Genomic DNA, 21,308 nt, shown 5'->3' with positions numbered 1-21,308 from the left:
TAATAGTTATATTTATATAAAGATAATCCATTTCCCATATGAAGGACATCAATACCCAAGATTTTAGGATCACCGATATATTTGACATCAGTAAGGCACCCACAACTATAGATATGGACGCGTCAGAAAAAAAAGTGCGCAAGGCCATGAAAAAGGCGGGCCGCAAGCTCGGCAAGCTGCAGGACAAAATGTATGCCAACAACCGCTACAGCGTGCTGGTGTGCCTGCAGGGTATGGATACCTCGGGTAAGGACAGCCTGATACGTGAAGTGTTTCGCAGGTTCAATGCACGAGGCGTAAATGTATTCAGCTTTAAAACGCCTACATCTTCGGAATTAGAGCACGATTACCTGTGGCGTCATTACATAGCGCTGCCTGAAAAAGGCAAGTTCGCCATCTTCAACCGTTCGCATTACGAAAATGTACTCATTACAAGAGTTCACCCGGAATTCATTCTAAAAGAAAACCTTCCGGGCATTACAGCCGTGGAGGAAATCCCGAAAGATCTGTGGGAGGAACGCTATGGTCAGATAAATAACTTCGAGAAGCACATCAGCCAGAACGGTACATTGGTGTTCAAATTTTTCCTGCATATCAGTAAAAATGAGCAGAAGGAAAGGCTGTTGCGAAGGCTCAACAAGGAAAGCCACAACTGGAAATTTGCACCGTCGGACCTTGATGAGCGCCAGTTTTGGGGCGATTACCAAAAATATTTTGAGGAAGCGATCAGCCAAACCTCCAAAAAGCATGCGCCATGGTATGTGATCCCTGCCGATAATAAGGAAACCGCGCGTTATCTTGTAGCAAAGACCATATTGGACGAGCTTTGCAAATATGACATCAAAGAGCCCGCAGTAGATGAAGAGGTTTTAGAGAACATCAATTCGTATCGTATAAAACTAAAAGGAGAGAAATAATTTATAATTGATCATCCCGATCTGTGCGATCGTATGCAATAGGAAAAGACGGGAAAAGCATCAGTCAAGGAGTTCGTACAGTTCTTCTTCAGAAAGGCACAGCCCCATGTGCTCTACCTTTTCGTTATCATCTTCGGCACCGCCAATAAAATAGATAGGTATCTCTGAAGTCATCTTGCGCTTGAATATCTGCTCGGCAGTAGCGCGGCCGTGTAATGGGCGTACGGAATAGTTAACCACAATGGCATCGGGCTTGCACTTTGCGGTTTTACGATAGGCCTCCGCACCATCTACAAGTTCATGGCCGGCAATAGTGTGTCCTGTGCCTTTGCAGTAATCAAGCAGCGGCGTTGAATTATCTTTACTCCAGTCGATAATGAATAGTTTCATGGTTCGGAGGTTGTTATACAAATGTAAAAAAACCTGCAATATTTTGCAGGTTTTTAACAAAGTCAGTTTTTGTACTTGGGTGTTATGTTCCCGACCCCGCTAGTACTGACACGGATATATTACTATGTACGTTGTCACATGATCGAGCGCGGTGGAAATGCTTTTTACAATTTAAATCCGTATGCAAGTCGAAGCGCGATCTGGTTTGCCTGGAAGTCGTTCATTCCTTCGTACCTAAGGCTAAGGTCGATCACGTCATTCGCGTAACCGATGCCCGGAGCCCAAAGGAAAGTTGTTTCATCATAATCATTTGTTACTGCAAAACCGGCACCTGCCTCTCCCAATACGTAAAACCTGTCTTCCCAGATAAAAGCTTTGAAACCTGCCTTTACCGGAATGAAGCCGAGGTCTTTAATGTAGTCTTCCTCGCCAAACATGTGGGTGTAACCCGTAGTCAATGTAAGCGATGTCCTTTGGCTAAGGTCATATTGCAGCCTTACGTCGCCACCCAGCGCAAAGTTGAAGTAGTCTCCTGTAACGGCACCGGCGTTAACAGCGAATCCCAAGCGGAACCCCTGGTCATAATTTTCTTTAGAAGAAGCGCCATCCTGCGCAAAAGCTGTCATGCCAAGCATCATCATGCCCGATAACAGCAGTCCTTTGATATTCATTCCCTTTTTCATGATCTCTCGTGTATTTGTTAGTTGGTGTAAAATTACTGTAACGATTTTACTGTTAATTCCAATATTTCGTTAATTAATTGGTAATGAAATAATAAAATTAACAGGAATAGTATGTAAGGTGATGAACCATAAGTTTTTATCATTTGATTATCTTACATGCGAACTTTAAAATTACCTTTGCCGAAAAAAATAAAGGTGGGTTTTTCTCAATATACTAAGGAATTCAGGGCGAACATTACATTAGCGTATCCCGTAATTGTTGGGATGCTGGGCCATACCCTTATCACAGTAGTAGACAATATTATGGTAGGCAGGCTGGGGAGTACTGAACTTGCCGCTGTTTCGCTGGGCAACAGCATCGTGTTCATCGCTATGTCGGTAGGTATTGGCTTTTCCACGGCCATTACACCTATTGTGGCACAGGGCGACGGTGCTAAAGACAATTCGCTGGTCCGTTCGGCATTCCATCACGGACTGTTGCTATGCACCGTTCTGGGGTTGTTCCTTTTTGGCTTGGTCACCCTTGCCAAGCCGCTCATGTACCTGATGAACCAGCAGCCGGAGGTGATCGCATTGGCCTCGCCTTACATCGACTGGGTAGGTTTTTCGCTCATTCCCGTGGTCATATTCCAGGGATACAAGCAATTTGCCGATGGCATGTCGCTGACCAAGTACGATATGTACGCCGCCATATTTTCGAACGTACTTCACGTAGTGATCAACTATTTCCTCATCTATGGCGTGTGGTTCTTCCCTAAAATGGGTATTATGGGGGCAGCTATCGGTACGGTCGTATCGCGTACGGCCATGGTCGTATACATGCATTACCTGCTTTCGCACAACCATAAACTGAAGCAGTACTTCCAAAATTTCAGCTTCAGCGAAATAAAAAGATCAATGCTCAAAAAGATAGTGGCACTGGGTTTGCCATCATCAATGCAAATGCTTTTCGAAGTAGCGTTGTTTACCACTGCCGTATGGCTATCGGGCTTTTTGGGTAAGAACAACCAGGCAGCTAACCAGATCGCGCTCAGCATGGCTTCGATGACATTTATGTTTGCTATGGGGTTCAGCGTAGCAGCGATGGTGCGTGTGGGAAACAATAAAGGACAGGGGAACTATGCCAACCTGCGCACCGTGGCGCGTTCGGTATTTTTGCTGGTGATCATTGTCGAAGCTGTATTTGCGCTGCTCTTTGTGGCTTTCCACCAATTTCTGCCGCATTTGTTCCTGAACATGGAAAATACCCTGCAGGTTGCCGATAATACCGAAGTGATCGGCATTGCGTCAACCTTAATACTTGTCGCGGCAGTATTCCAATTGTCAGATGGCGTGCAGGTGGTCGTGCTTGGCGCGCTGCGCGGTATACAGGATGTAAAAATACCCACAGTAATAACCTTTGTGTCTTATTGGCTTATCGGCTTCCCGATCTCCTATTACCTGGGGCTGCATACATCGCTAAAAGGTACCGGCATCTGGATAGGATTGCTTGCGGGGCTTACTGCTGCCGCATTATTTTTGTATCTTCGCTTTAATTATCTTACCAATAAGCTAATCCGCAACGAAGAGGGACCTAAAACTTTAAACCTGAAACCTGAAACCTGAAACAAAATAATATGGAGTTACCAAAATTCGTACTGGCCGATAATACCGATTTTCCTGAGGATATTTTCATCATCCACCTGGATTACCCGCGATTTATCATCAATCTTAAGGATGATGAGGTGGAGTTCCTGGAAGAACCCGAAGATCTTGATGAGAACGAACTGAATGCCGAAATGGAAGGCCTCATCGTGGCTGCCGGGGAATTTTATGACAGAGAAATGGAGCGCTACGAGAAGAATTAGCAACCTGCCCAGATCTGTTTAGTTATATAAGAGCCCTGAGATCTGCAATGCAATTATTGTGACGATATAATATATATAAGACAGCCTGACCCGGCTGTCTTTTTTATAAAAAGATCAGGGTGTTTAGTGGTAAACCAAAGGAAAAAAATTATGTTTGTAAAAAATATAACCAATTAAAACCATGAAAAGAATTATTTACGGCTTCCTGATGTTCTCAGTGGGGCTTTTAGCCGTTTCGTGCGGAGGTGACAATACCGATGATGTTATCCTTGGATACACTACTGATAACACCCTTGCCATCGTAAAGGTGAACCTCGGCAAAATCGATGGGAAGCTTCCTAAAAAGGAGATAATGAACGATAAGTCGAACAAATTCTCCGCTTCTGAAAAAGAAAAAATGGACCTGTTCATGAATGCGAAGGATAACGGTATCGACATCGAAAAGCCAATGTACATGGTGACGGATAAGGATAAGGACCAGTTCTCGTTCTCATTTATCGGGTGGCTGGATGACGAGGCTAAATTTACAAAGAACTTCTCTAAAATATCTGAAACAAAGATCAGCATCGACCAGGGCAAGAACCTTATTTATTCTGATAAAAAGCTTATTGGCAGTATAAAGGATGGCATGATGGTGCTTTCGAGGACTGTTGGCAATCCAATGGCTGGCATGATGGGCGGAGGTGCTATGCCGGCCGGCGATGGTGAGGCTACCGAAAAATTCTACACCGCTTTCTGGGAAAGGAAAGGTACTGAAAAAGAAGGTATGATCACACAGATCGAGAAATCGCTTGAAGCCGATGCGGATGTTAATGCGTGGATAAATATCTACAGTGTGGTGAACACGGTATCAAGGGGTTACATTGAAACGCTCGCTGTAAATAAACTGCTTGTAGATGCAGGCTGTGGCATGAGCCTTAATTTTGATAAGGGCAAGATCGATTTCAAGACCAATACGTTCTTTAATGACGAGATGCAGAAACTGGTTAAGAAATACTATGACAGCAAAGGTGTTGATTACAATGTCGTAAAAAATATCGATATCAATCAGGCCAAGATGTACAGTGTTGGTTTTTTTAGCCTTGATTTTGTGAAATACTTTGTGAAGGAAGCAGGTTTCGAGCCGATAGTGAACCAGGTATTGGAATATAAAGGCCTTAAGATGGAAGACATTGCGGCCGCACTTAACGGGAACTATGCGTTCGCCTTGTTCGCGGAACAGCCTGTTGATCCGAATGATCCGTATGCCTACCCTAAACCAAGCGGTGTAGTAGCATTGGGTATCAATGGTGATAAAGCCAATAAGCTTATCGATGCCATAGTTTCTGAAGAAAGCCTTAGGTATTACGCAAAAATGTTCCACAACAAAGAGGTGCTGGTATTTGCTACAGAAGACAGCCAGTTACAGCTATTGAAGGATAACAAGGCAGCTGCCAACAAAAAGCTGAATAAAGTTTCGGGTGTGAACAGCTACTCATGGGCAACCGGCGAGGATTTCAATAAAGGATTTGAAGGAAAGGCCAAAGCAAAGGTCGTTAGTATAGAGTCTACAACAAAAGTAGACGGCGGCAACGCTTCATCCGAAACGGTTATCAAGCTTGACAAGGATAAGAAAAACGCCCTACACTACATCTTCGGATATGAATAGCATTGTGCTGGACGGCATTTCGCCAAAATATTTTACCCCGAAAACCATTGGATCGACATCCATATGGAATCATAGGACAACTTTCGAAAAGGGCGGCCACTACCTGGTGATCGCCCCTTCCGGAAGCGGTAAGTCGACACTTGCCACCGCGATGCTTGGCAACCATTTTGAGTATGACGGCACGATAAGCTACGATGGCGTGAGCCTCAAAACACAATCGGTAGAGCAGGTGGTGGGCTTCCGTAAGAACGGCATACAGCTCCTGTTCCAGGACGTACGCCTGATACCCGATCTTACTATCCGGGAGAATGTGCTGTTGCGCACCTTCGCAAAAAAAAATTCGGCCTTTGAGGAAAAGCTGCAGTCTTATGCCACGACGCTGGGCATCCAGCCGCTTCTGGACAAAAAGGCAAAGAATTGCTCTTATGGCGAGCGCCAGCGTTCGGCCATATTGAGGAGCCTCATCAACCCCGCCGACTTTCTGGTGTATGATGAATGCTTCAGCCACCTCGACCTTAATAACAAGAAAAATGCCTACGGCCTTATTACCTCAGTTGCAGCGCAAAGCGGCAGCGCGGTGATATTCTTTGAACTCAACGACCTTCCGTTCGGGCATGATTGCCGGAAATTGAACCTATGAAAAAGTTTACCAAATTCGCTTTCCTTTACCTTGGGCTGTTCCTCGCCTTTGCGTTGGTGCTGAGCTGCATCCAGCTATATGTAAATGCCAATGCCATGTTTGGCAGCAAAAGCAGCGATGCCAATTACTGGATCACCATGTCGAAGGCCATAACGCCTGATAACATTGGGAGGAAAGAACTTATTGGGTTCAACAGGGAACAGATAGACAGCATTAGCAAATGGGAAGAAGTCAAGGATGTGTACCCGGTAGTGTCGAATGACTTTAAGGTGTCGGCAGACGGTGGTGACTTCATCCCGTTCTATACCGACATGTACCTGGAAGCGGTTGACGATGCCGCGATAGATATTGAGGACCTTTCCGAATTTAAGGTTGAGAACAATACCATCCCGATCGTTATTTCCAGGGAATACCTCAACCTGTACAACTACGGCTTTGCGCTTAACCAGGGATTGCCACAGATCACCGAAGACTTTGCTAAGAAGATAGAGGTAAATATCAACCTGAGGCTAAAAGATAAGAATCTCAGGTATAAAGGAAAATTGATAGGCCTGTCCGACAGGATACATTCAGTGCTTGTGCCCAAGCATTTTTTGGACTCGATCAATGCCACCCAGGATTTTAGCAGGGACCATAAGGACATCTTCACACGCGTGCTGGTAAAGGTAAACGATGCCTCCGATCAGGGGCTTATCGAAAAAATGGGAGAAAAGGGGTATGAGTCCAATCAGGAGTCCCTGCGTTCGGCCAAGATCAAGAGCAAGCTGTTCCTGGTGCTCAATGCCATTGCGTTTATTGGGGCGTTCATATTCCTGCTGTGCCTTTTCATTATCATCAACTTCATTAAAATGGAATTCCTTGAAAAGCAGGAGGAAGTATCTATTAAATACTCACTGGGCTATTCGCCACGCAAAATGGTGAGCAGCATCAGCCGTCATTTCAGCATCAATGTAGGCATCGTCATGTTGCTGTGTCTTATTGCAGTATCGGTAGGGCAGTACTATCTTGGGACAGCCGAAATAACCCAGGGGCTGCTGTCGCCGTATATATGGCTCTACATGTGGGCATTGGTATTGATCGTACCATTGATAGTTTTCCTGATAGTGAACCTTTTGATCTACCGCTGGCTGATAAGGTCGTGGAGGTTTTAATAGTGGTTAGTCGTAGAATATAAGATTTGAGTGAAGCTTGATCTGAGATCTAAGATCTGAAATATTTCTCAAGCAAAACCTTTGCCGCGCTAAAAGGCGACATCCTGTTCTCCTGTACCGCTATTTTTGTATCCTCTAATGATCCCGAGATCTCTGTGTCATTGTAAAACCGTCCCAGTAACTGCTCATTGATGGTTTCGGTAAGCCAGTAGCTGTTCTGCTCGCTTCGGCGGATGCCGAAAAAGCCATTTTCCTTAACCTGCTCAAAATACCTGCTAATAGTTTGCCATATTTCGGCTATGCCTTCATGGGTTATGGCGCTGCAGGTGGTTACAGTGGGCTGCCATCCTGAGGCTTTGGCAGGGAACAGGTGCAATGCCCGATTGAACTCCGTTTTTGCCAGCCTAGCCCTTTTGATGTTATCGCCATCAGCCTTGTTGATCACAATGAGGTCGGCCATTTCCATAATGCCCCGCTTAATGCCCTGCAGTTCATCGCCCGCGCCTGCTATTTGCAGCAGAAGGAAAAAATCGACCATGCTGTGTACTGCCGTCTCGCTCTGGCCTACGCCAACGGTCTCAATTATGATGGTATCGAACCCGCAGGCCTCGCAAAGGATAATGGCTTCGCGGGTCTTGCGGGCCACGCCACCCAGTGTCTCACCCGATGCTGATGGCCTTATATAGGCATTGTCATCTTTTACAAGTTCCTCCATCCGTGTCTTGTCGCCCAGTATGCTGCCGTGCGATAGCGAGCTGCTCGGGTCAACGGCCAGTACCGCAACTTTGCATCCCAATGAGGTAAGGTGTTTCCCGAAAGCCTCTATAAAAGTGCTCTTCCCTACGCCCGGCACACCTGTTATCCCTATCCGCACCGATTTGTCCGCATGAAGCAGGCATTGCGCTATAACTACATTGGCTTTTTCCAGGTGGGTGGGGTTGGTACTCTCTACTAGTGTTATGGCACGGCTAAGGGCGGTTTTATCCCCATTCAATATCCCCTGCACAAGTTCATTTGCGGAGGGCTGTTTTTTCCGCATTTGTGTAATGTGCGCAACGACCTCAAGGCTAATGCTCTCCGGCTGTTCTATGCCGTTAATTTCATGGAGTGCGCTTTTATTGGGTTTGGGTGTGTCCACGTTACTGGTTTATGAGAAGTAAAAATAAGGTTTTTTGTATGGTTAGCTGCTAATTGCGATATTTTTCATGTACGAAGGATATGAAATGAATAATTGCAAGCTGTGAAAGGAATAAAGTTAGGGTGCAGGGTTTTGTTTATCTGAAAAGTAATATACGGCATATATCGTATTGCCGCGGCTACCTTCATGGAATAATTTTGGACATTATAAACCAATTTAATATTCCGATGATGAAAAAATTATTCTTTACAGGTTTGCTAATGGCGGGTACCTTTGCAGTATCGGCACAGGAAACAAAATTTGGCGCCCGCGCGGGTGTCGATTTTGCCTCGATGAAGGTGGCTTACGTTAACCCTATAACAGGTGACGAGAGCACGGTATCTTCGTCAGAGACCGGCTTCTTTATTGGTGCTTTCGCCGAATTAGGCATTTCCGAGAGCTTTGCCGTACAGCCTGAGGTGCTGTATGTCTCGATCAAAGATTTTAACTCGCTTAGCGTACCGGTGCTGGCCAAATACAGCTTTGGCAGCTTCAGTGTGCTTGCAGGCCCGGACATGAACTACCTGCTTGATGCCGAAGAGGACAAGTTCAAGGTGAACATCGACCTTGGTGCATCGTACGACATTACCGAGAACTTTGATGTACAGGCAAGGTATTCCATCGGGATGGGCGATGTGGCACTAAGCGGTATGTTCTTAGGCGTGGGGTATAAGTTTTAGCAGATATCCGTTAGTTTTGTGCGAGCCGTTTCCCAGTATTGGGAAGCGGCTTTTGCTTTAAAAAATTAAACTGGCAACTACTGTGTTATTATTATCGAAGGGTTTTGGCACGCGATTTGTTTATTGTTAAATAAATCTTAAATTATTATTTAAAAAAATTACATTTGCCAATTCAAAACCCGAACACATGAAAAAAATAACTTTACTCTATCTGTTCCTTTTTTCTGCCCTGCCAATGATGGCACAACGCATGCAGACCGGAAATCTTACCGTATTCTCTGAAGACGGTACCAGGTTTTACCTTGAGCTTAACGGCGAACGGTATAATGATGAGGCACTAACCAACGTTCGTGTGGAGGAGCTGCCCAATCCATACTACAGCTGCAAGATCGTTTTCGAGAACCCAAAAATAGCATCGATCACTAAAAAGACGCTCACTATTGAAGATGTTGATGGTGTATTGGAGGACGTGACCTACCGCATTAAGAATAAAAAGGGCAAGCGCACGCTTAATTTTTATTCTTCTATCCCAGCGGAACAAAACATGGTACGACCACGTAACACCCCAGTTTACGTTTATGGCCATCCCCATGACATGTATATGGACCAGCATGGTGTGATAGTGACCCAAACGGAAACTGTGACCATTGACGATTCTGATGCTTTTGGCATGAACGTAAATATGGGCGGGTTCAATGTGAACATGTCTGCCGGTGGCGGTTCAGGCGGTACTACGACCACTACCACAACAACCACTACTACAGGTGGAGGTAATAACAATGGTGGTTATAACAACAATAGCGGTTACGGTAATAACGGCGGTTATAACAACAATGGTAACAATGGCGGCTACAACAATGGCGGCCATCATGGTAACAATGGCGGTAATGGCAATGGTGGCCACCACAATAATATTGGTGGCTATAACAATAACAACAACAATGGTAATAACGGCTACGGCAATAACAATAATGGTCCTAAACCATGCATGAATGCCATGGGCAATGCCGATTTTGAAGAGGCCAAAAAAGCGATCAAGAACGGTAACTTTGACGATACGAAAGTTTCTATAGCACAGCAGATCATGATGACCAACTGTGTTAATACCAACCAAGTCGCAGAGATATTGAAGCTGATCAACTTTGAGGAAAGCAGGCTGGAGCTCGCTAAATATGCTTACGATCATTGTACTGACAAGAACAACTACTACAAGCTGGGGAGTTCTTTTAACTTCGACAGCAGCAAGAACGAACTTAGCAACTTTGTGAAGGCGCAGAAGTAATTTTCAGTTTTTAATTTGGTATGATCACATCCTTAATTATAAAATAAGAGAGCCGTAGCATTGCTACGGCTCTCTTATTTTATAATAGCGATCATTCTTAACCTTGGGCTTTTGCGGCAGCAGTTTCCTTTGCCAGCGCCCTGGTAGCTACCCTGCCGATAGACAGCCCCTGCGCTATGATGGAGAATACCACAACGATATAAGTGATGGCAATGATCACGTTCTTATAAGGCCCTTCGGCAATGGAAAGTGCCAGCGCGATAGATACACCGCCACGCAATCCTCCCCAAACCAATATTTTTATGGTACCCTTGCTGAACTTCTCCCGGAAGGGAATGAACTTGGTAGGGAGCCATATTGATATAAATCTTGAAAAAAGCACAAGGACTATGCATGCCAATCCTGCGAACCAGTAGTTATTGATGTCTTTTATTAATAGCAATTCAAAGCCGATGAAAAGGAACAGGATGGCGTTGAGTATCTCGTCGTTCAGTTCCCAGAATTTATCGAGGTAGTCCTTCGTAACGCTCGACATTATAAAACGCTTTTTGAAGTTTCCGATGATTATCCCCGCGAATACCATGGTAATTGGTCCGGAAATGTGCATCTCCCGCGCGATGAGGTACCCGCCCATTACTACCGATAGCGTAATGAGTACTGATACCTTGTAATCATCGATTCTTCGAAGCGCTCTGGATGCGGTAACGCCCAACAGCACGCCGAGCACGAATCCGCCGCCCGCTTCGCGTACCAGCAGCCACAGTACATGCATCACAGTAAGGTCTTCCGAAGTGCCCTGTGCCAATTGCAGGATAACCGCGAACAGCACTACGGCTACGCCATCGTTAAAAAGCGATTCGCCGGCGATCTTGGTCTCAAGGCTCTTGCGTACGTTCGCGCCTTTCAGTATGCTGAGTACGGCCACCGGGTCGGTAGGGGAGATGAGCGCCCCAAAGAGCAGGCAGTAGATATAGGGTATCTCGAGGCCTTTAATGGGTATGAAATAGACAAGCGTGCCTACTGCAAAAGTGGATATGATCACGCTGACCGTAGAGAACACCATGATGGGTGCACGCTGTTCGCGGAGGTCTTTCAGGTTAATGTGTACAGCTCCCGCAAAAAGCAGGAAGTTAAGCATCGCCCCCATGAGGAGCTCAGTAAAGTCGAAGCCTGCTATGAGGCCCGAAATGCGTGTAAGAGTACCGGGGAAAACCTTTCCGAAAACTACCAGGAAAATAGAAACTGCCATGGCAATGACCATGACACCAATGGTTGATGGCAGCCTGAGGAAACGTACATTAAGATAAGCAAAAAAAGAGGCCAGTACTATGAGTACCGATAATGAATAATACAACTCCATAGGCGTGTAAAGTAATTTTAGGTATAAAAAATATCGACTTTTGCGAAAATAGCGAAAGTTGACTTTATATCCTACTAATAGTAACGGTCATGGTTGCAGTTTTAGCATTGCTTTGCGGACAAAAAGAAAGCGTATGACACGGATCGCGCAAATCGGAAATCTTCCACTCTTCATTAATTATATCTTTATCTTAAAGTACTCATGCTTTAGATCGGTGCGGAGCAGCCCGATACGCTTGATCGGAGTTCCATCTTTCTATGATAATGAATAACATAAAATAAAAATCCTTACTTTTAGCGTTCAAAATACAAACATGTCACAACCGATAATAGACATAAAAGGCATAACCCGCGATTTCCAGATGGGAAGCGAGACGGTTAATGTGCTGAAAGGCATCGACCTTACCATAAACAAAGGCGAATATGTAGCGCTGATGGGGCCGTCGGGTTCAGGGAAAAGTACACTGATGAACCTGCTGGGATGCCTGGATACGCCAACTTCCGGGAGTTATATCCTTAATGGAAAACCGGTAAGCCAAATGCGTGATGACGAACTGGCCGGTATACGTAATAAGGAGATCGGCTTCGTGTTCCAGACGTTCAATCTGCTGCCGCGTACGACAGCACTGGACAATGTGGCCCTGCCCATGGTATATGCCGGGTATAAAAAGCCGGAACGTAATGCCCGGGCAACAAAAGTGCTCACCCAGGTGGGATTGTCCGACAGGATGGACCACAAGCCCAACCAACTATCGGGAGGGCAGAGGCAAAGGGTGGCAGTAGCAAGGGCATTGGTAAACAGCCCTTCCATAATACTTGCCGATGAGCCAACGGGTAACCTTGACAGTAAAACATCGGTCGAGATCATGAAGCTGTTCGGGGAGATACATGCCAATGGCAACACTGTGATCCTTGTGACTCACGAAGAAGACATTGCCGCCTACGCCCACCGCGTGATCCGCCTCAGGGACGGCGTGATAGAGACCGATAAAGTGAATCCTAACCCCCAAAAGGGGAATTGAAGTCGGTAAATAAAAATATTAAAATTAATACGACCCAATATCCGCAGGAGTGAGCAGCTCCCTCTCCTTTGGAGAGGGCGGGGGGTAAGGCTTATGAAAGTATACACCAAAACCGGTGACAAAGGCACAACTTCCCTTTTTGGGGGCGACCGCGTACCAAAGCACCACATACGCATAGAAAGCTACGGCACGGTAGACGAGCTCAATTCCTACATCGGGCTGATACGCGATCAGGACATCGATCCCGATCATAAGCAAATACTCATACGTGTGCAGGACAGGCTGTTCACGGTAGGCGCCATATTGGCAACACCTCCGGCAAAAGAGATCCTGAAGAATGGCAAAGAGCGCCTGAACATACCTAAGATCTCTGAAGCCGATATAGAATTACTTGAAAATGAGATCGACGCCATGGAAACCACGCTGCCGCCAATGACGCACTTTGTGCTGCCTGGTGGACATACTACCGTGTCATACTGTCATATCGCAAGGTGTGTTTGCCGCCGTGCAGAGCGCCTTTCGGTGCACTTGAACGATATCGAGCCTGTAGATATACTGGTTTTGACATACCTTAACCGACTTTCTGACTACCTTTTTGTACTGGCACGGAAGTTGTCACATGACCTGCAGGCTGACGAAGTGAAGTGGATACCTGAAAAATTGTAGTTTCCAGTCGCAACAGAGTGAATAGTAGTTTTACAAAGCAGGGAAACTGCAAGCTGTGACTGCGACTGAACACTGAAAAAAACGTTCTTATACTTTTTAAGTAAAATAAAATACTTTTTACTTGACTATTTCGTTAGAAAAATTATTTTTGCATAAACTTTAACCGTTAACAGATGTATTGGACATTAGAACTGGCGTCTTATTTAAGTGATGCCCCGTGGCCGGCTACAAAAGATGAGCTTATTGATTATGCCATCAGGACCGGTGCGCCGCTGGAGGTGGTAGAAAACCTTCAATCCATTGAAGACGAAGGCGAGATATATGAATCAATGGAAGAGATATGGCCGGATTATCCGACGGACGAAGATTATCTTTGGAACGAGGACGAATACTAGCAAATAAGATCAATGGAAAAGTCTCTTTCAGGAGGCTTTTTTTTTGGTTAAATTTGCACCTTAATTTGATACAATTTAAGTAATTACAGATATAATGAGTTTATTAAACAGCATACTTAAAGCCTTTGTGGGCGATAAGTCGCAAAAAGACATCAAGGCCATACAGCCCTATATCAACAAGGCTAAGGCATTTGAGGGCCCGCTTTCGCAGCTTTCGCATGACGAGCTTAGGGCAAAGACCATCTTCTTTAAAGATAAGATACGCGAGGCCCGTGCCGATAAGGACGCGAAAATAGCTTCGTACCTCCAGGAGGTTGAAAAAACGGAGGACATTGATGCCCGTGAGGATATCTATGCCTCGATAGATGCTCTTGAGAAAGAGGCGTATGACATTACCGAGAAAGTATTACTGGATATCCTTCCTGAAGCTTTTGCCGTGGTTAAGGAAACTGCGCGGCGCTTTAAGGAGAATACCTCCATTTCGGTTGCTGCCACCCCGCTTGACAGGGAGCTTTCGGCTACAAAAACATACATACAGCTTGAGGGCGACAACGCCGTTTGGGCCAACTCGTGGAATGCCGCAGGTAAAGAGATTACCTGGGACATGATACACTACGACGTGCAGCTGATAGGCGGTATGGTACTGCACCAGGGTAAAATATCCGAAATGCAGACAGGTGAAGGTAAGACCCTTGTGGCTACCCTTCCGTTATACCTTAACGCGCTTCCGGGCATGGGTGTGCACCTTGTAACGGTGAACGACTACCTGGCACGACGCGACAGCACCTGGAAAGCGCCGCTGTTCGAGTTCCACGGCCTTACGGTAGATTGTATCGACAACCACCAGCCCAACTCCAACGGCAGGAGGAAAGCGTATGCTGCTGACATTACTTATGGTACCAATAATGAATTCGGTTTTGACTACCTGAGGGATAACATGGCGCATTCGCCGGAAGACCTTGTTCAGCGTAAGCACAACTATGCGATCGTGGATGAGGTGGATTCTGTATTGATCGATGACGCACGTACGCCGCTCATCATATCCGGGCCGGTGCCACAGGGTGACCGCCACGAGTTCAATGAGCTTAAGCCTAAGGTGGATCACCTTGTTAACCTGCAAAGGACATTGCTGAACGGTGTTTTGGCCGAAGCCAAAAAACTGATACGTGAAGGCAAGACGAAAGAAGGCGGGTTCCTTTTGTTAAGGGTGCACCGTGGTTTGCCAAAGAACAAGGCGCTTATCAAGTTCCTTAGTGAGGAAGGCGTGAAGCAATTGCTGCAGAAGACCGAGAACCAGTACATGCAGGATAACAACCGCGACATGCACAAGATCGATGAGGCGCTCTACTTTGTTATTGAAGAGAAAAACAACCAGGTAGAACTTACCGATAATGGTATCAAGTTCCTTTCGCAGGATACGGATGAGCACTTCTTCGTGCTTCCGGACATTGGTACCGAAATTGCCAACATTGAAAAGAAAGGCCTTCCGAAAGAAGAGGAAGTAGAAATGAAAGAAGTGCTTTTCAAGGATTTTGGCGTGAAGAGCGAGCGTATCCATACGCTTACGCAGTTGCTTAAGGCGTACACTTTGTTCGAGAAGGACGTTGAGTACGTGATCATGGAGAACAAGATCATGATCGTAGATGAGCAGACTGGCCGTATCATGGACGGAAGGCGCTATTCTGACGGGCTTCACCAGGCTATAGAGGCCAAGGAGAACGTAAAGATCGAGGCCGTAACGCAGACTTTTGCTACCATTACCCTGCAAAACTATTTCAGGATGTATAAAAAGCTGGCCGGTATGACCGGTACCGCTGTGACCGAGGCAGGTGAATTCTGGGAAATATACAAGTTGGATGTTGTGGAGATACCTACCAACAGGGGTATTTCGCGTAAGGACCACAATGACCTGATATACCGCACCATGCGCGAAAAGTTCAACGCCGTTATTGAAGACGTTACCGAACTTTCTAATGCAGGTAGGCCGGTACTTATCGGTACGACATCGGTAGAGATATCCGAGCTTTTGAGCCGTATGCTTAAAATGAGGAACGTGAACCATAACGTACTGAACGCGAAACTCCATAAAAAAGAGGCCGAGATCGTTGCCGAAGCCGGTATGCCGGGCGTGGTAACAATAGCCACCAACATGGCCGGACGTGGTACCGATATCAAGCTTACGCCGGAAGTTAAGGCCAAAGGCGGACTTGCTATCATAGGTACAGAGCGCCACGACTCAAGACGTGTAGACAGGCAGCTGCGCGGACGTGCAGGACGCCAAGGTGATCCGGGAAGCTCGCAGTTCTACGTATCGCTTGAAGATAACCTGATGCGTTTGTTCGGTTCCGAAAGGGTTGCCAAGATCATGGACCGTATGGGCCTTAAAGAGGGCGAAGTGATCCAGCACTCAATGATGACAAAATCCATAGAGCGTGCCCAGAAAAAGGTTGAAGAGAACAACTTTGGTGTGCGTAAGCGCCTGTTGGAATATGATGACGTAATGAACTCGCAGCGTGAGGTGGTATACAAGCGCAGGAAGCATGCACTGGAGGGCGAGCGCCTTAAAGTGGATATTGCGAACATGATGTATGATACTGCTGAGGTGATTGCCGAACAAAGCAAAGCCAATAATGACTATAAGAACTTTGAGTTCGAACTGATACGCACATTCTCTATAACCTCACCGATAACAGAACAGGAGTTCCTGAAGCTGTCGGAAATGGAGATAGCGGGTAAAGTGTACAGGGCGGTGACAGAGGCTTACAATGAAAAGACAGAGCGCAATGCTACTGAGGCTTTCCAGGTGATAAGCAATGTGTACGAGAACAACAACGGCCAGTATGAGCGTATCGTTGTTCCGTTCACTGATGGCATCAAGACACTGAACGTAGTGACCAACCTTGAGAAAGCTTACCAAAGCCAGGGCAAGTCGCTGATAACTGATTTTGAAAAGAACATTACTCTTGCCATTGTAGACGAGGCGTGGAAGAAACACCTTCGTAAAATGGATGAGCTCAAGCAGTCGGTGCAGTTGGCCGTACACGAGCAGAAGGACCCGCTGCTTATTTATAAGTTTGAGGCGTTCAACCTGTTCAGGAAGTCGATCGAGGCGATCAACAAGGAAGTGATATCGTTCCTGTTCAAGGGCGACCTGCCTTCGCAGAACCCGAACAACATCCAGGAGGCAAGACAGCAGCAGGCTCCTAAACAAGAGCAATATACCGAAACTAAGGATGAGATCATGAATACCGACGAGATGGCAGCAGCAGCACGCGAAGCATCACAGCAATCGCAGCAGCGCCAACCGGTGACTGAGACCATTACCAGGGATGCCCCGAAGATCAATCGCAACGATAACGTTACTATCAAGCACGTAATGAGTGGCAAGACCGAAACCATGAAATTCAAGAAAGCCGAAGGCCTTTTGGCAACCGGTGAGTGGATCATCTCACACGAGTGATACAAAGCATATTTACAGATAAAACCCCGCATCCAGCGGGGTTTTGCTTTTATCATGTGCTCCGGATGCCTGAAAAATAAAACCCTGCAAGTGATCGCAGGTTTTTTAGCTATAGCTTCAGGCTGTTACTCCTGATCATAATCGTAATTGAAAGTGCCCTCTGTCAGATCATAATTAATTACCGGCGATGCCACCCACGGGTCATCTGAAGTCCTGAACTGAAAAGTCCCTTTGATCTTCTTTGCGGTGGTATCCACTTCGGTAATAGTTATCGTTCCTGATACAGCGCTTTCGAATTCATCATTGGTGTTGTCGATCAGGTCGGCATCAAAAGTGGCATCGGGTGAACTGTCAGTTTCTATGGGATATGTGCCGGGTATAAGGTTGTTCCTGTCGAGATAAAGGGATATTTCCATTGCACCTATGCCCAGGTTGACAGGCCATCCCTGAAGATGGATGTGTGTTTCATCAGGATATTCTGAAAATCCTCCCTGTGATGCATTATTTCCGCCCAGTGGTGCGGTCATGTTATAAAGTGTTCCATTGATCTTAACGGTCATCGCGTATTGCGGTTCGTTATTAGTGCCACCTGTAGACGAAGAGTCGTCGTCAGAACAACTGTGGAGGGCACACGCAAGTAAAGAAAGGCCTGCAAGTTTTAAAAGTTTCATAAATAAAGGTTAGGTTGTTAAAGCGCCAAATTTAAAAGAATAATTTAATTAAAAAATTAAATTTTTATAGTGGGGAGAAAATAAATATCATGCCGGTGAGCAGGGAACTTGCCGTTTGCTATTAGGGTAAAATGTATGTGATCTTTAATCATCAAGTTAAATTATTTTTAAACTAACATTAAATTAATACTATCTTTGATCAAACATCTATCTGACTATGACACAACTATTACCCAACGCTCTGCGGCGCTATTCCTTACTGGCAGCGATTCTTTTCATACAGGCTTTAGCTTATGCGCAGGTCAACTTTACCGACAGTAACCTGCCCATCGTTATCATTACTACTGATAATGACCCAAATACCGGGGAACCGATGGAGATACCCGATGACCCGAAGATCCCGGCCAGCATGAAGATCATTTTTCATCCTGACGGTACGCGCAACTACATGACAGACCAAAGTAATGCGGCTTTCCTCAATTACAACGGGCGTATCAAGATCGAACTGCGTGGTTCCTCCTCGCAAATGCTCGAGAAAAAGCAATACGGCTGGACAACCTATGAAAATAACGACACAACTAAAAAGAACGTAAGCCTACTGGGAATGCCAAGTGAAAATGACTGGATATTGAACGGGCTTGCATTCGACGCATCACTAATGCGCGATTACCTGTGCTACAACCTTACCCGTCAGATGGGACAGTATGCCACACGCACGCATTACTGCGAAGTGATCATCAATGGTGATTACCGCGGGCTGTACGTTTTACAGGAAAAAATAAAAGACGATACCAAACGTGTGAATATCGAGGAGATCGATGAAGAGGCTTCTTCGGGAATGGCGCTGACAGGCGGCTACATTACCAAGGCCGATAAAACAACAGGCGGCGACCCAATCGCATGGCAAATGGATTCCTATCAGGGCTGGCCATCGGATTTTATACATGAACTGCCTAAGCCAAATAATATTACACCTGCACAGAATGACTACATTCACGGGCAGTTCCAGCTCTTAGAGTCGACTACGGGCGCGAATAATGCAAGTGTGGCCACTGGTTACCCTTCAGTGATCGATATCCCTACGTTCGTTGATTTTATGATCATCAATGAATTTTCCTCAAATGTTGATGCCTACCAGATCAGTACGTTTTTTCATAAAGATAAAGGCGGCAAACTAAGGGCCGGCCCGGTATGGGACTTTAACCTCAGCCTGGCGCTGGATGTGTTTGGCGACAGGAGCCAGCCGGATGTATGGCAATTTTCGAATGAAGACAATGAAGGTGCCAAGTTCTGGACCGACCTGTTTAATAACCCGACTTATAAATGTTACTTCTCAAGGAGATGGAACCAACTTACCCAGCCGGGGCAGCCGCTTCATTTCGCTTCGGTCGAAGCTTTCATCGACGACACTGTTGAATTGATCACGGAAGCCTCTGTGCGCGAACAGCAGCGTTGGGGTACGGTGCCCGACCTTGGCATGGAGATACATATCATCAAAGATTTTATACTTGAGAGGATGCCATGGATGGATGCCAACATCGGAAGCTTTGCGGAGTGCAGCAACATTACGCTGCCGCAATTGGTTATCAGCAGGATCCATTACAATCCATCTGAAAATACTGAATTCCCCGAGTCAGACGACCAGGAGTTCATACAGATCACCAACGCAGGCACTACAGAGGCTGACCTTACCGGCGTGTACCTGCGTGAACTTGGCATATCTTACCAATTCCCTGTCAATGCAACATTGGCAGCAGGAGCAAACCTTTACATTGCCAGCGATCCAAATGTGTTTGAAGCTAAGCATGGCGTGGTACCGTTCGGGCAGTTCCAGCGCAACTTGTCGAACAGCACCCAAAAGCTGGTGCTTGCAGATGGTTTTGGCAATGTGATAGATGTGGTAGAATATGATGATGACGAGCCGTGGCCGGATGCTGACGGAAGCGGTAGCTACCTTCAGCTTGTTTCCACGGATCTTGACAACAGCCTTGCTTCGAGTTGGGTAGCTTCGGTAACAGATGCACTTTCGGCGGATAGCTTTACTGCTGTATCATCAACGGTTATTTATCCGAACCCTGTAGGCAACACACTGTTCGTAAGATCAGCTGAGGTGCTGTATTCTGTTGAGGTATATGATATTTATGGAAAGCTGCTGCAGTCGCAAAAGGCAGCATCAACCGATGTTAACCTCGATCTGGGGCAATATGCGCCAGGAATGTATATTGTGAAGGCATCGGGTGCAAATAGTACTGTAACAAAGAAGATCGTGAGGAAATAGCCAATATAACATTCCTGTTATCAGGCCCCAAAGGTTGTAAACCTTTGGGGTTTTTTATTATGAGTCGGTATCGAAAATATGAAAGTTAACGGCTGCGTGAGGGATAGAGCCGATATCCTTTTTCCCCGATAACTATCGGGAGGAAAAGATAAAGGCGAAAGCCCGACGCCGTAGTATTAACGAAGGCGGCACGCCCAAATTCTCGAATACTAAGTAATAGCTTACAGATACTAACTGAAACCCCGGCAATTCTCAAAACGTAAAAATAGTGCTTTGCAATGTGAGTAGCTTTACATCAAAATCATAAACCTTAAAAGAATTGCCATGAAAAAAGATCTACTATTTATTTTACTTATAACCTCGATAGGCATGAGCGCGCAGACCACGCATGTAGTAAGCTGGTTTATGGGGGTGTCATCGGCTCAGGCTTCTAAGACCATCAATGCAGGCGATACGGTAAAATGGACGTGGGATGATAGCGCCCCGCATACGGTAACGAGCATTGCGGGTGGCGCGGAGACCTTTAACAGCGGGCAGCTTGCAGGCAGCAACCAGGAGTATTCGCGCGTATTTACTGTCGTTGGATCTACGAACTACAGGTGTAATATCCATGCCATGATGCAGGGTACGATCACAACACAGCAGGTGATGGGTACAGGGGAACTGAACGCGCCCGATTTCGCTTTTTTCCCGAACCCGACTACAGATGTCCTGACTATCAATTCGAGATCAGTGATCGACAGGGTGGAAGTGTATGACCAAAGTGGCAGGCTGGTCGTAAATACTACTGCCGGAAACGCAACCGTAAAATTATATATGGATAACTATAGTGCGGGTACTTATTATGTAAAGGCATATGCAGGAAAAGCGATCAAAGAAATGACCGTAGTAAAAAAATAAAAATTTTGTGTGTGTATATTTTAAAAGCCCCGGACTTGGTACGTCGGGGCTTTTTGTAATTGTGTTGTTAAATATATAATAGTATCAAAGGATATCATAGAGCCGGCATACAATTCATCACAGAGACATAACTGTACACTAT

Annotated in this window: 19 protein-coding genes; 14 read left to right on the top strand and 5 right to left on the bottom strand. The window is 45.9% G+C overall.

Annotated features, from left to right (window positions below):
• Positions 1 to 38 precede the first annotated feature (38 nt).
• Positions 39 to 917: a PPK2 family polyphosphate kinase gene (locus tag ACT6R0_RS14325; RefSeq protein ID WP_444654112.1), complete on the top strand. Its 879-nt coding sequence runs from the start codon at positions 39 to 41 to the stop codon at positions 915 to 917.
• A 60-nt stretch (positions 918 to 977) separates the two neighbouring features.
• Here the strand turns inward: ACT6R0_RS14325 and ACT6R0_RS14320 are convergent, their stop codons facing one another.
• Together ACT6R0_RS14320 and ACT6R0_RS14315 are read right to left on the bottom strand one after the other, a co-directional pair.
• Positions 978 to 1,307 (bottom strand): hypothetical protein, encoded by a 330-nt coding sequence (locus ACT6R0_RS14320; protein WP_444654113.1) that lies wholly within the window; start codon positions 1,305 to 1,307, stop codon positions 978 to 980.
• Positions 1,308 to 1,471: 164 nt separating this feature from the next.
• Positions 1,472 to 1,990, bottom strand: a complete 519-nt coding sequence (locus ACT6R0_RS14315; protein ID WP_444654114.1) for a hypothetical protein — start codon at positions 1,988 to 1,990, stop codon at positions 1,472 to 1,474.
• 195 nt (positions 1,991 to 2,185) lie between these two features.
• Here ACT6R0_RS14315 and ACT6R0_RS14310 point away from each other — a divergent pair, with 195 nt between their 5' ends.
• The 5 genes from ACT6R0_RS14310 (at position 2,186) to ACT6R0_RS14290 (ending at position 7,276) form a co-directional block, all read left to right on the top strand.
• On the top strand, positions 2,186 to 3,595 hold the full coding sequence (locus ACT6R0_RS14310) for an MATE family efflux transporter (RefSeq protein WP_444654515.1): 1,410 nt from the start codon (positions 2,186 to 2,188) through the stop codon (positions 3,593 to 3,595).
• 11 nt (positions 3,596 to 3,606) lie between these two features.
• Positions 3,607 to 3,837, top strand: a complete 231-nt coding sequence (locus ACT6R0_RS14305) for a hypothetical protein (protein ID WP_444654115.1) — start codon at positions 3,607 to 3,609, stop codon at positions 3,835 to 3,837.
• A 181-nt stretch (positions 3,838 to 4,018) separates the two neighbouring features.
• Positions 4,019 to 5,485: a DUF4836 family protein gene (locus tag ACT6R0_RS14300; RefSeq protein ID WP_444654116.1), complete on the top strand. Its 1,467-nt coding sequence runs from the start codon at positions 4,019 to 4,021 to the stop codon at positions 5,483 to 5,485.
• The gene (locus ACT6R0_RS14295; protein WP_444654118.1) at positions 5,478 to 6,125 is read left to right on the top strand and encodes an ATP-binding cassette domain-containing protein; all 648 of its coding nucleotides are present in this window, start codon (positions 5,478 to 5,480) and stop codon (positions 6,123 to 6,125) included. The genes ACT6R0_RS14300 and ACT6R0_RS14295 overlap by 8 nt, the downstream gene beginning before the upstream one ends.
• Positions 6,122 to 7,276, top strand: coding sequence for a hypothetical protein (locus ACT6R0_RS14290; RefSeq protein WP_444654120.1), 1,155 nt, complete (start codon positions 6,122 to 6,124; stop codon positions 7,274 to 7,276). Before ACT6R0_RS14295 ends, ACT6R0_RS14290 begins: the two co-directional genes overlap by 4 nt.
• Before the next feature lie 49 nt (positions 7,277 to 7,325).
• Here ACT6R0_RS14290 and meaB read toward each other — a convergent pair whose 3' ends face one another.
• Positions 7,326 to 8,414, bottom strand: coding sequence for a methylmalonyl Co-A mutase-associated GTPase MeaB (meaB, locus tag ACT6R0_RS14285; protein WP_444654121.1), 1,089 nt, complete (start codon positions 8,412 to 8,414; stop codon positions 7,326 to 7,328).
• Between the two features lie 227 nt (positions 8,415 to 8,641).
• Between meaB and ACT6R0_RS14280 the strand changes: the two genes are divergently transcribed.
• Complete coding sequence (locus tag ACT6R0_RS14280; protein ID WP_444654122.1) at positions 8,642 to 9,133, top strand: outer membrane beta-barrel protein; 492 nt, start codon at positions 8,642 to 8,644, stop codon at positions 9,131 to 9,133.
• Between the two features lie 187 nt (positions 9,134 to 9,320).
• Complete coding sequence (locus tag ACT6R0_RS14275; RefSeq protein ID WP_444654123.1) at positions 9,321 to 10,415, top strand: DUF4476 domain-containing protein; 1,095 nt, start codon at positions 9,321 to 9,323, stop codon at positions 10,413 to 10,415.
• 97 nt (positions 10,416 to 10,512) lie between these two features.
• Here ACT6R0_RS14275 and ACT6R0_RS14270 read toward each other — a convergent pair whose 3' ends face one another.
• Positions 10,513 to 11,775: a cation:proton antiporter gene (locus ACT6R0_RS14270; RefSeq protein WP_444654124.1), complete on the bottom strand. Its 1,263-nt coding sequence runs from the start codon at positions 11,773 to 11,775 to the stop codon at positions 10,513 to 10,515.
• Between the two features lie 313 nt (positions 11,776 to 12,088).
• Between ACT6R0_RS14270 and ACT6R0_RS14265 the strand changes: the two genes are divergently transcribed.
• The 4 genes from ACT6R0_RS14265 to secA all read left to right on the top strand — a co-directional run bounded on the left by ACT6R0_RS14265 (position 12,089) and on the right by secA (position 17,317).
• Positions 12,089 to 12,796 (top strand): ABC transporter ATP-binding protein, encoded by a 708-nt coding sequence (locus tag ACT6R0_RS14265; RefSeq protein ID WP_444654125.1) that lies wholly within the window; start codon positions 12,089 to 12,091, stop codon positions 12,794 to 12,796.
• 93 nt (positions 12,797 to 12,889) lie between these two features.
• Positions 12,890 to 13,462 (top strand): cob(I)yrinic acid a,c-diamide adenosyltransferase, encoded by a 573-nt coding sequence (locus tag ACT6R0_RS14260; protein ID WP_444654126.1) that lies wholly within the window; start codon positions 12,890 to 12,892, stop codon positions 13,460 to 13,462.
• A 173-nt stretch (positions 13,463 to 13,635) separates the two neighbouring features.
• On the top strand, positions 13,636 to 13,857 hold the full coding sequence (locus ACT6R0_RS14255; protein ID WP_002986941.1) for a DUF2795 domain-containing protein: 222 nt from the start codon (positions 13,636 to 13,638) through the stop codon (positions 13,855 to 13,857).
• A gap of 94 nt (positions 13,858 to 13,951) precedes the next feature.
• Positions 13,952 to 17,317 (top strand): preprotein translocase subunit SecA, encoded by a 3,366-nt coding sequence (gene secA, locus ACT6R0_RS14250; RefSeq protein WP_444654128.1) that lies wholly within the window; start codon positions 13,952 to 13,954, stop codon positions 17,315 to 17,317.
• Positions 17,318 to 17,442: 125 nt separating this feature from the next.
• On the opposite strand, the gene ACT6R0_RS14245 is transcribed toward secA, so the two are convergent.
• Positions 17,443 to 17,988 carry a DUF6252 family protein gene (locus tag ACT6R0_RS14245; RefSeq protein WP_444654129.1) on the bottom strand — a complete coding sequence of 182 codons (546 nt, stop codon included), beginning with the start codon at positions 17,986 to 17,988 and terminating at the stop codon, positions 17,443 to 17,445.
• Positions 17,989 to 18,205: 217 nt separating this feature from the next.
• Between ACT6R0_RS14245 and ACT6R0_RS14240 the strand changes: the two genes are divergently transcribed.
• Both ACT6R0_RS14240 and ACT6R0_RS14235 read left to right on the top strand, forming a co-directional pair.
• Complete coding sequence (locus ACT6R0_RS14240; protein WP_444654131.1) at positions 18,206 to 20,266, top strand: CotH kinase family protein; 2,061 nt, start codon at positions 18,206 to 18,208, stop codon at positions 20,264 to 20,266.
• A gap of 324 nt (positions 20,267 to 20,590) precedes the next feature.
• On the top strand, positions 20,591 to 21,166 hold the full coding sequence (locus tag ACT6R0_RS14235) for a T9SS type A sorting domain-containing protein (protein WP_444654132.1): 576 nt from the start codon (positions 20,591 to 20,593) through the stop codon (positions 21,164 to 21,166).
• Positions 21,167 to 21,308 lie beyond the last annotated feature (142 nt).

The organism is Flavobacterium sp. (assembly GCF_052437795.1).
Classification (GTDB): Bacteria; Bacteroidota; Bacteroidia; order Flavobacteriales; family Flavobacteriaceae; genus Flavobacterium.
The sequence above is the reverse complement of the archived record's forward strand: the minus strand, read 5'-3'. Positions and strand labels throughout refer to the sequence as shown.

What these genes read in the sequence shown, in the direction of transcription:
- ACT6R0_RS14320 (WP_444654113.1), bottom strand. Translation starts at nt 1,307, where the DNA reads ATGAAACTATTCATTATCGACTGGAGTAAAGATAATTCAACGCCGCTG.
- ACT6R0_RS14260 (WP_444654126.1), top strand. Translation starts at nt 12,890, where the DNA reads ATGAAAGTATACACCAAAACCGGTGACAAAGGCACAACTTCCCTTTTT.
- ACT6R0_RS14290 (WP_444654120.1), top strand. Translation starts at nt 6,122, where the DNA reads ATGAAAAAGTTTACCAAATTCGCTTTCCTTTACCTTGGGCTGTTCCTC.
- ACT6R0_RS14275 (WP_444654123.1), top strand. Translation starts at nt 9,321, where the DNA reads ATGAAAAAAATAACTTTACTCTATCTGTTCCTTTTTTCTGCCCTGCCA.
- ACT6R0_RS14265 (WP_444654125.1), top strand. Translation starts at nt 12,089, where the DNA reads ATGTCACAACCGATAATAGACATAAAAGGCATAACCCGCGATTTCCAG.
- ACT6R0_RS14240 (WP_444654131.1), top strand. Translation starts at nt 18,206, where the DNA reads ATGACACAACTATTACCCAACGCTCTGCGGCGCTATTCCTTACTGGCA.
- ACT6R0_RS14325 (WP_444654112.1), top strand. Translation starts at nt 39, where the DNA reads ATGAAGGACATCAATACCCAAGATTTTAGGATCACCGATATATTTGAC.
- ACT6R0_RS14245 (WP_444654129.1), bottom strand. Translation starts at nt 17,988, where the DNA reads ATGAAACTTTTAAAACTTGCAGGCCTTTCTTTACTTGCGTGTGCCCTC.
- ACT6R0_RS14280 (WP_444654122.1), top strand. Translation starts at nt 8,642, where the DNA reads ATGATGAAAAAATTATTCTTTACAGGTTTGCTAATGGCGGGTACCTTT.
- ACT6R0_RS14300 (WP_444654116.1), top strand. Translation starts at nt 4,019, where the DNA reads ATGAAAAGAATTATTTACGGCTTCCTGATGTTCTCAGTGGGGCTTTTA.
- secA (WP_444654128.1), top strand. Translation starts at nt 13,952, where the DNA reads ATGAGTTTATTAAACAGCATACTTAAAGCCTTTGTGGGCGATAAGTCG.
- ACT6R0_RS14315 (WP_444654114.1), bottom strand. Translation starts at nt 1,990, where the DNA reads ATGAAAAAGGGAATGAATATCAAAGGACTGCTGTTATCGGGCATGATG.
- ACT6R0_RS14305 (WP_444654115.1), top strand. Translation starts at nt 3,607, where the DNA reads ATGGAGTTACCAAAATTCGTACTGGCCGATAATACCGATTTTCCTGAG.
- ACT6R0_RS14235 (WP_444654132.1), top strand. Translation starts at nt 20,591, where the DNA reads ATGAAAAAAGATCTACTATTTATTTTACTTATAACCTCGATAGGCATG.
- ACT6R0_RS14255 (WP_002986941.1), top strand. Translation starts at nt 13,636, where the DNA reads ATGTATTGGACATTAGAACTGGCGTCTTATTTAAGTGATGCCCCGTGG.
- ACT6R0_RS14295 (WP_444654118.1), top strand. Translation starts at nt 5,478, where the DNA reads ATGAATAGCATTGTGCTGGACGGCATTTCGCCAAAATATTTTACCCCG.
- ACT6R0_RS14270 (WP_444654124.1), bottom strand. Translation starts at nt 11,775, where the DNA reads ATGGAGTTGTATTATTCATTATCGGTACTCATAGTACTGGCCTCTTTT.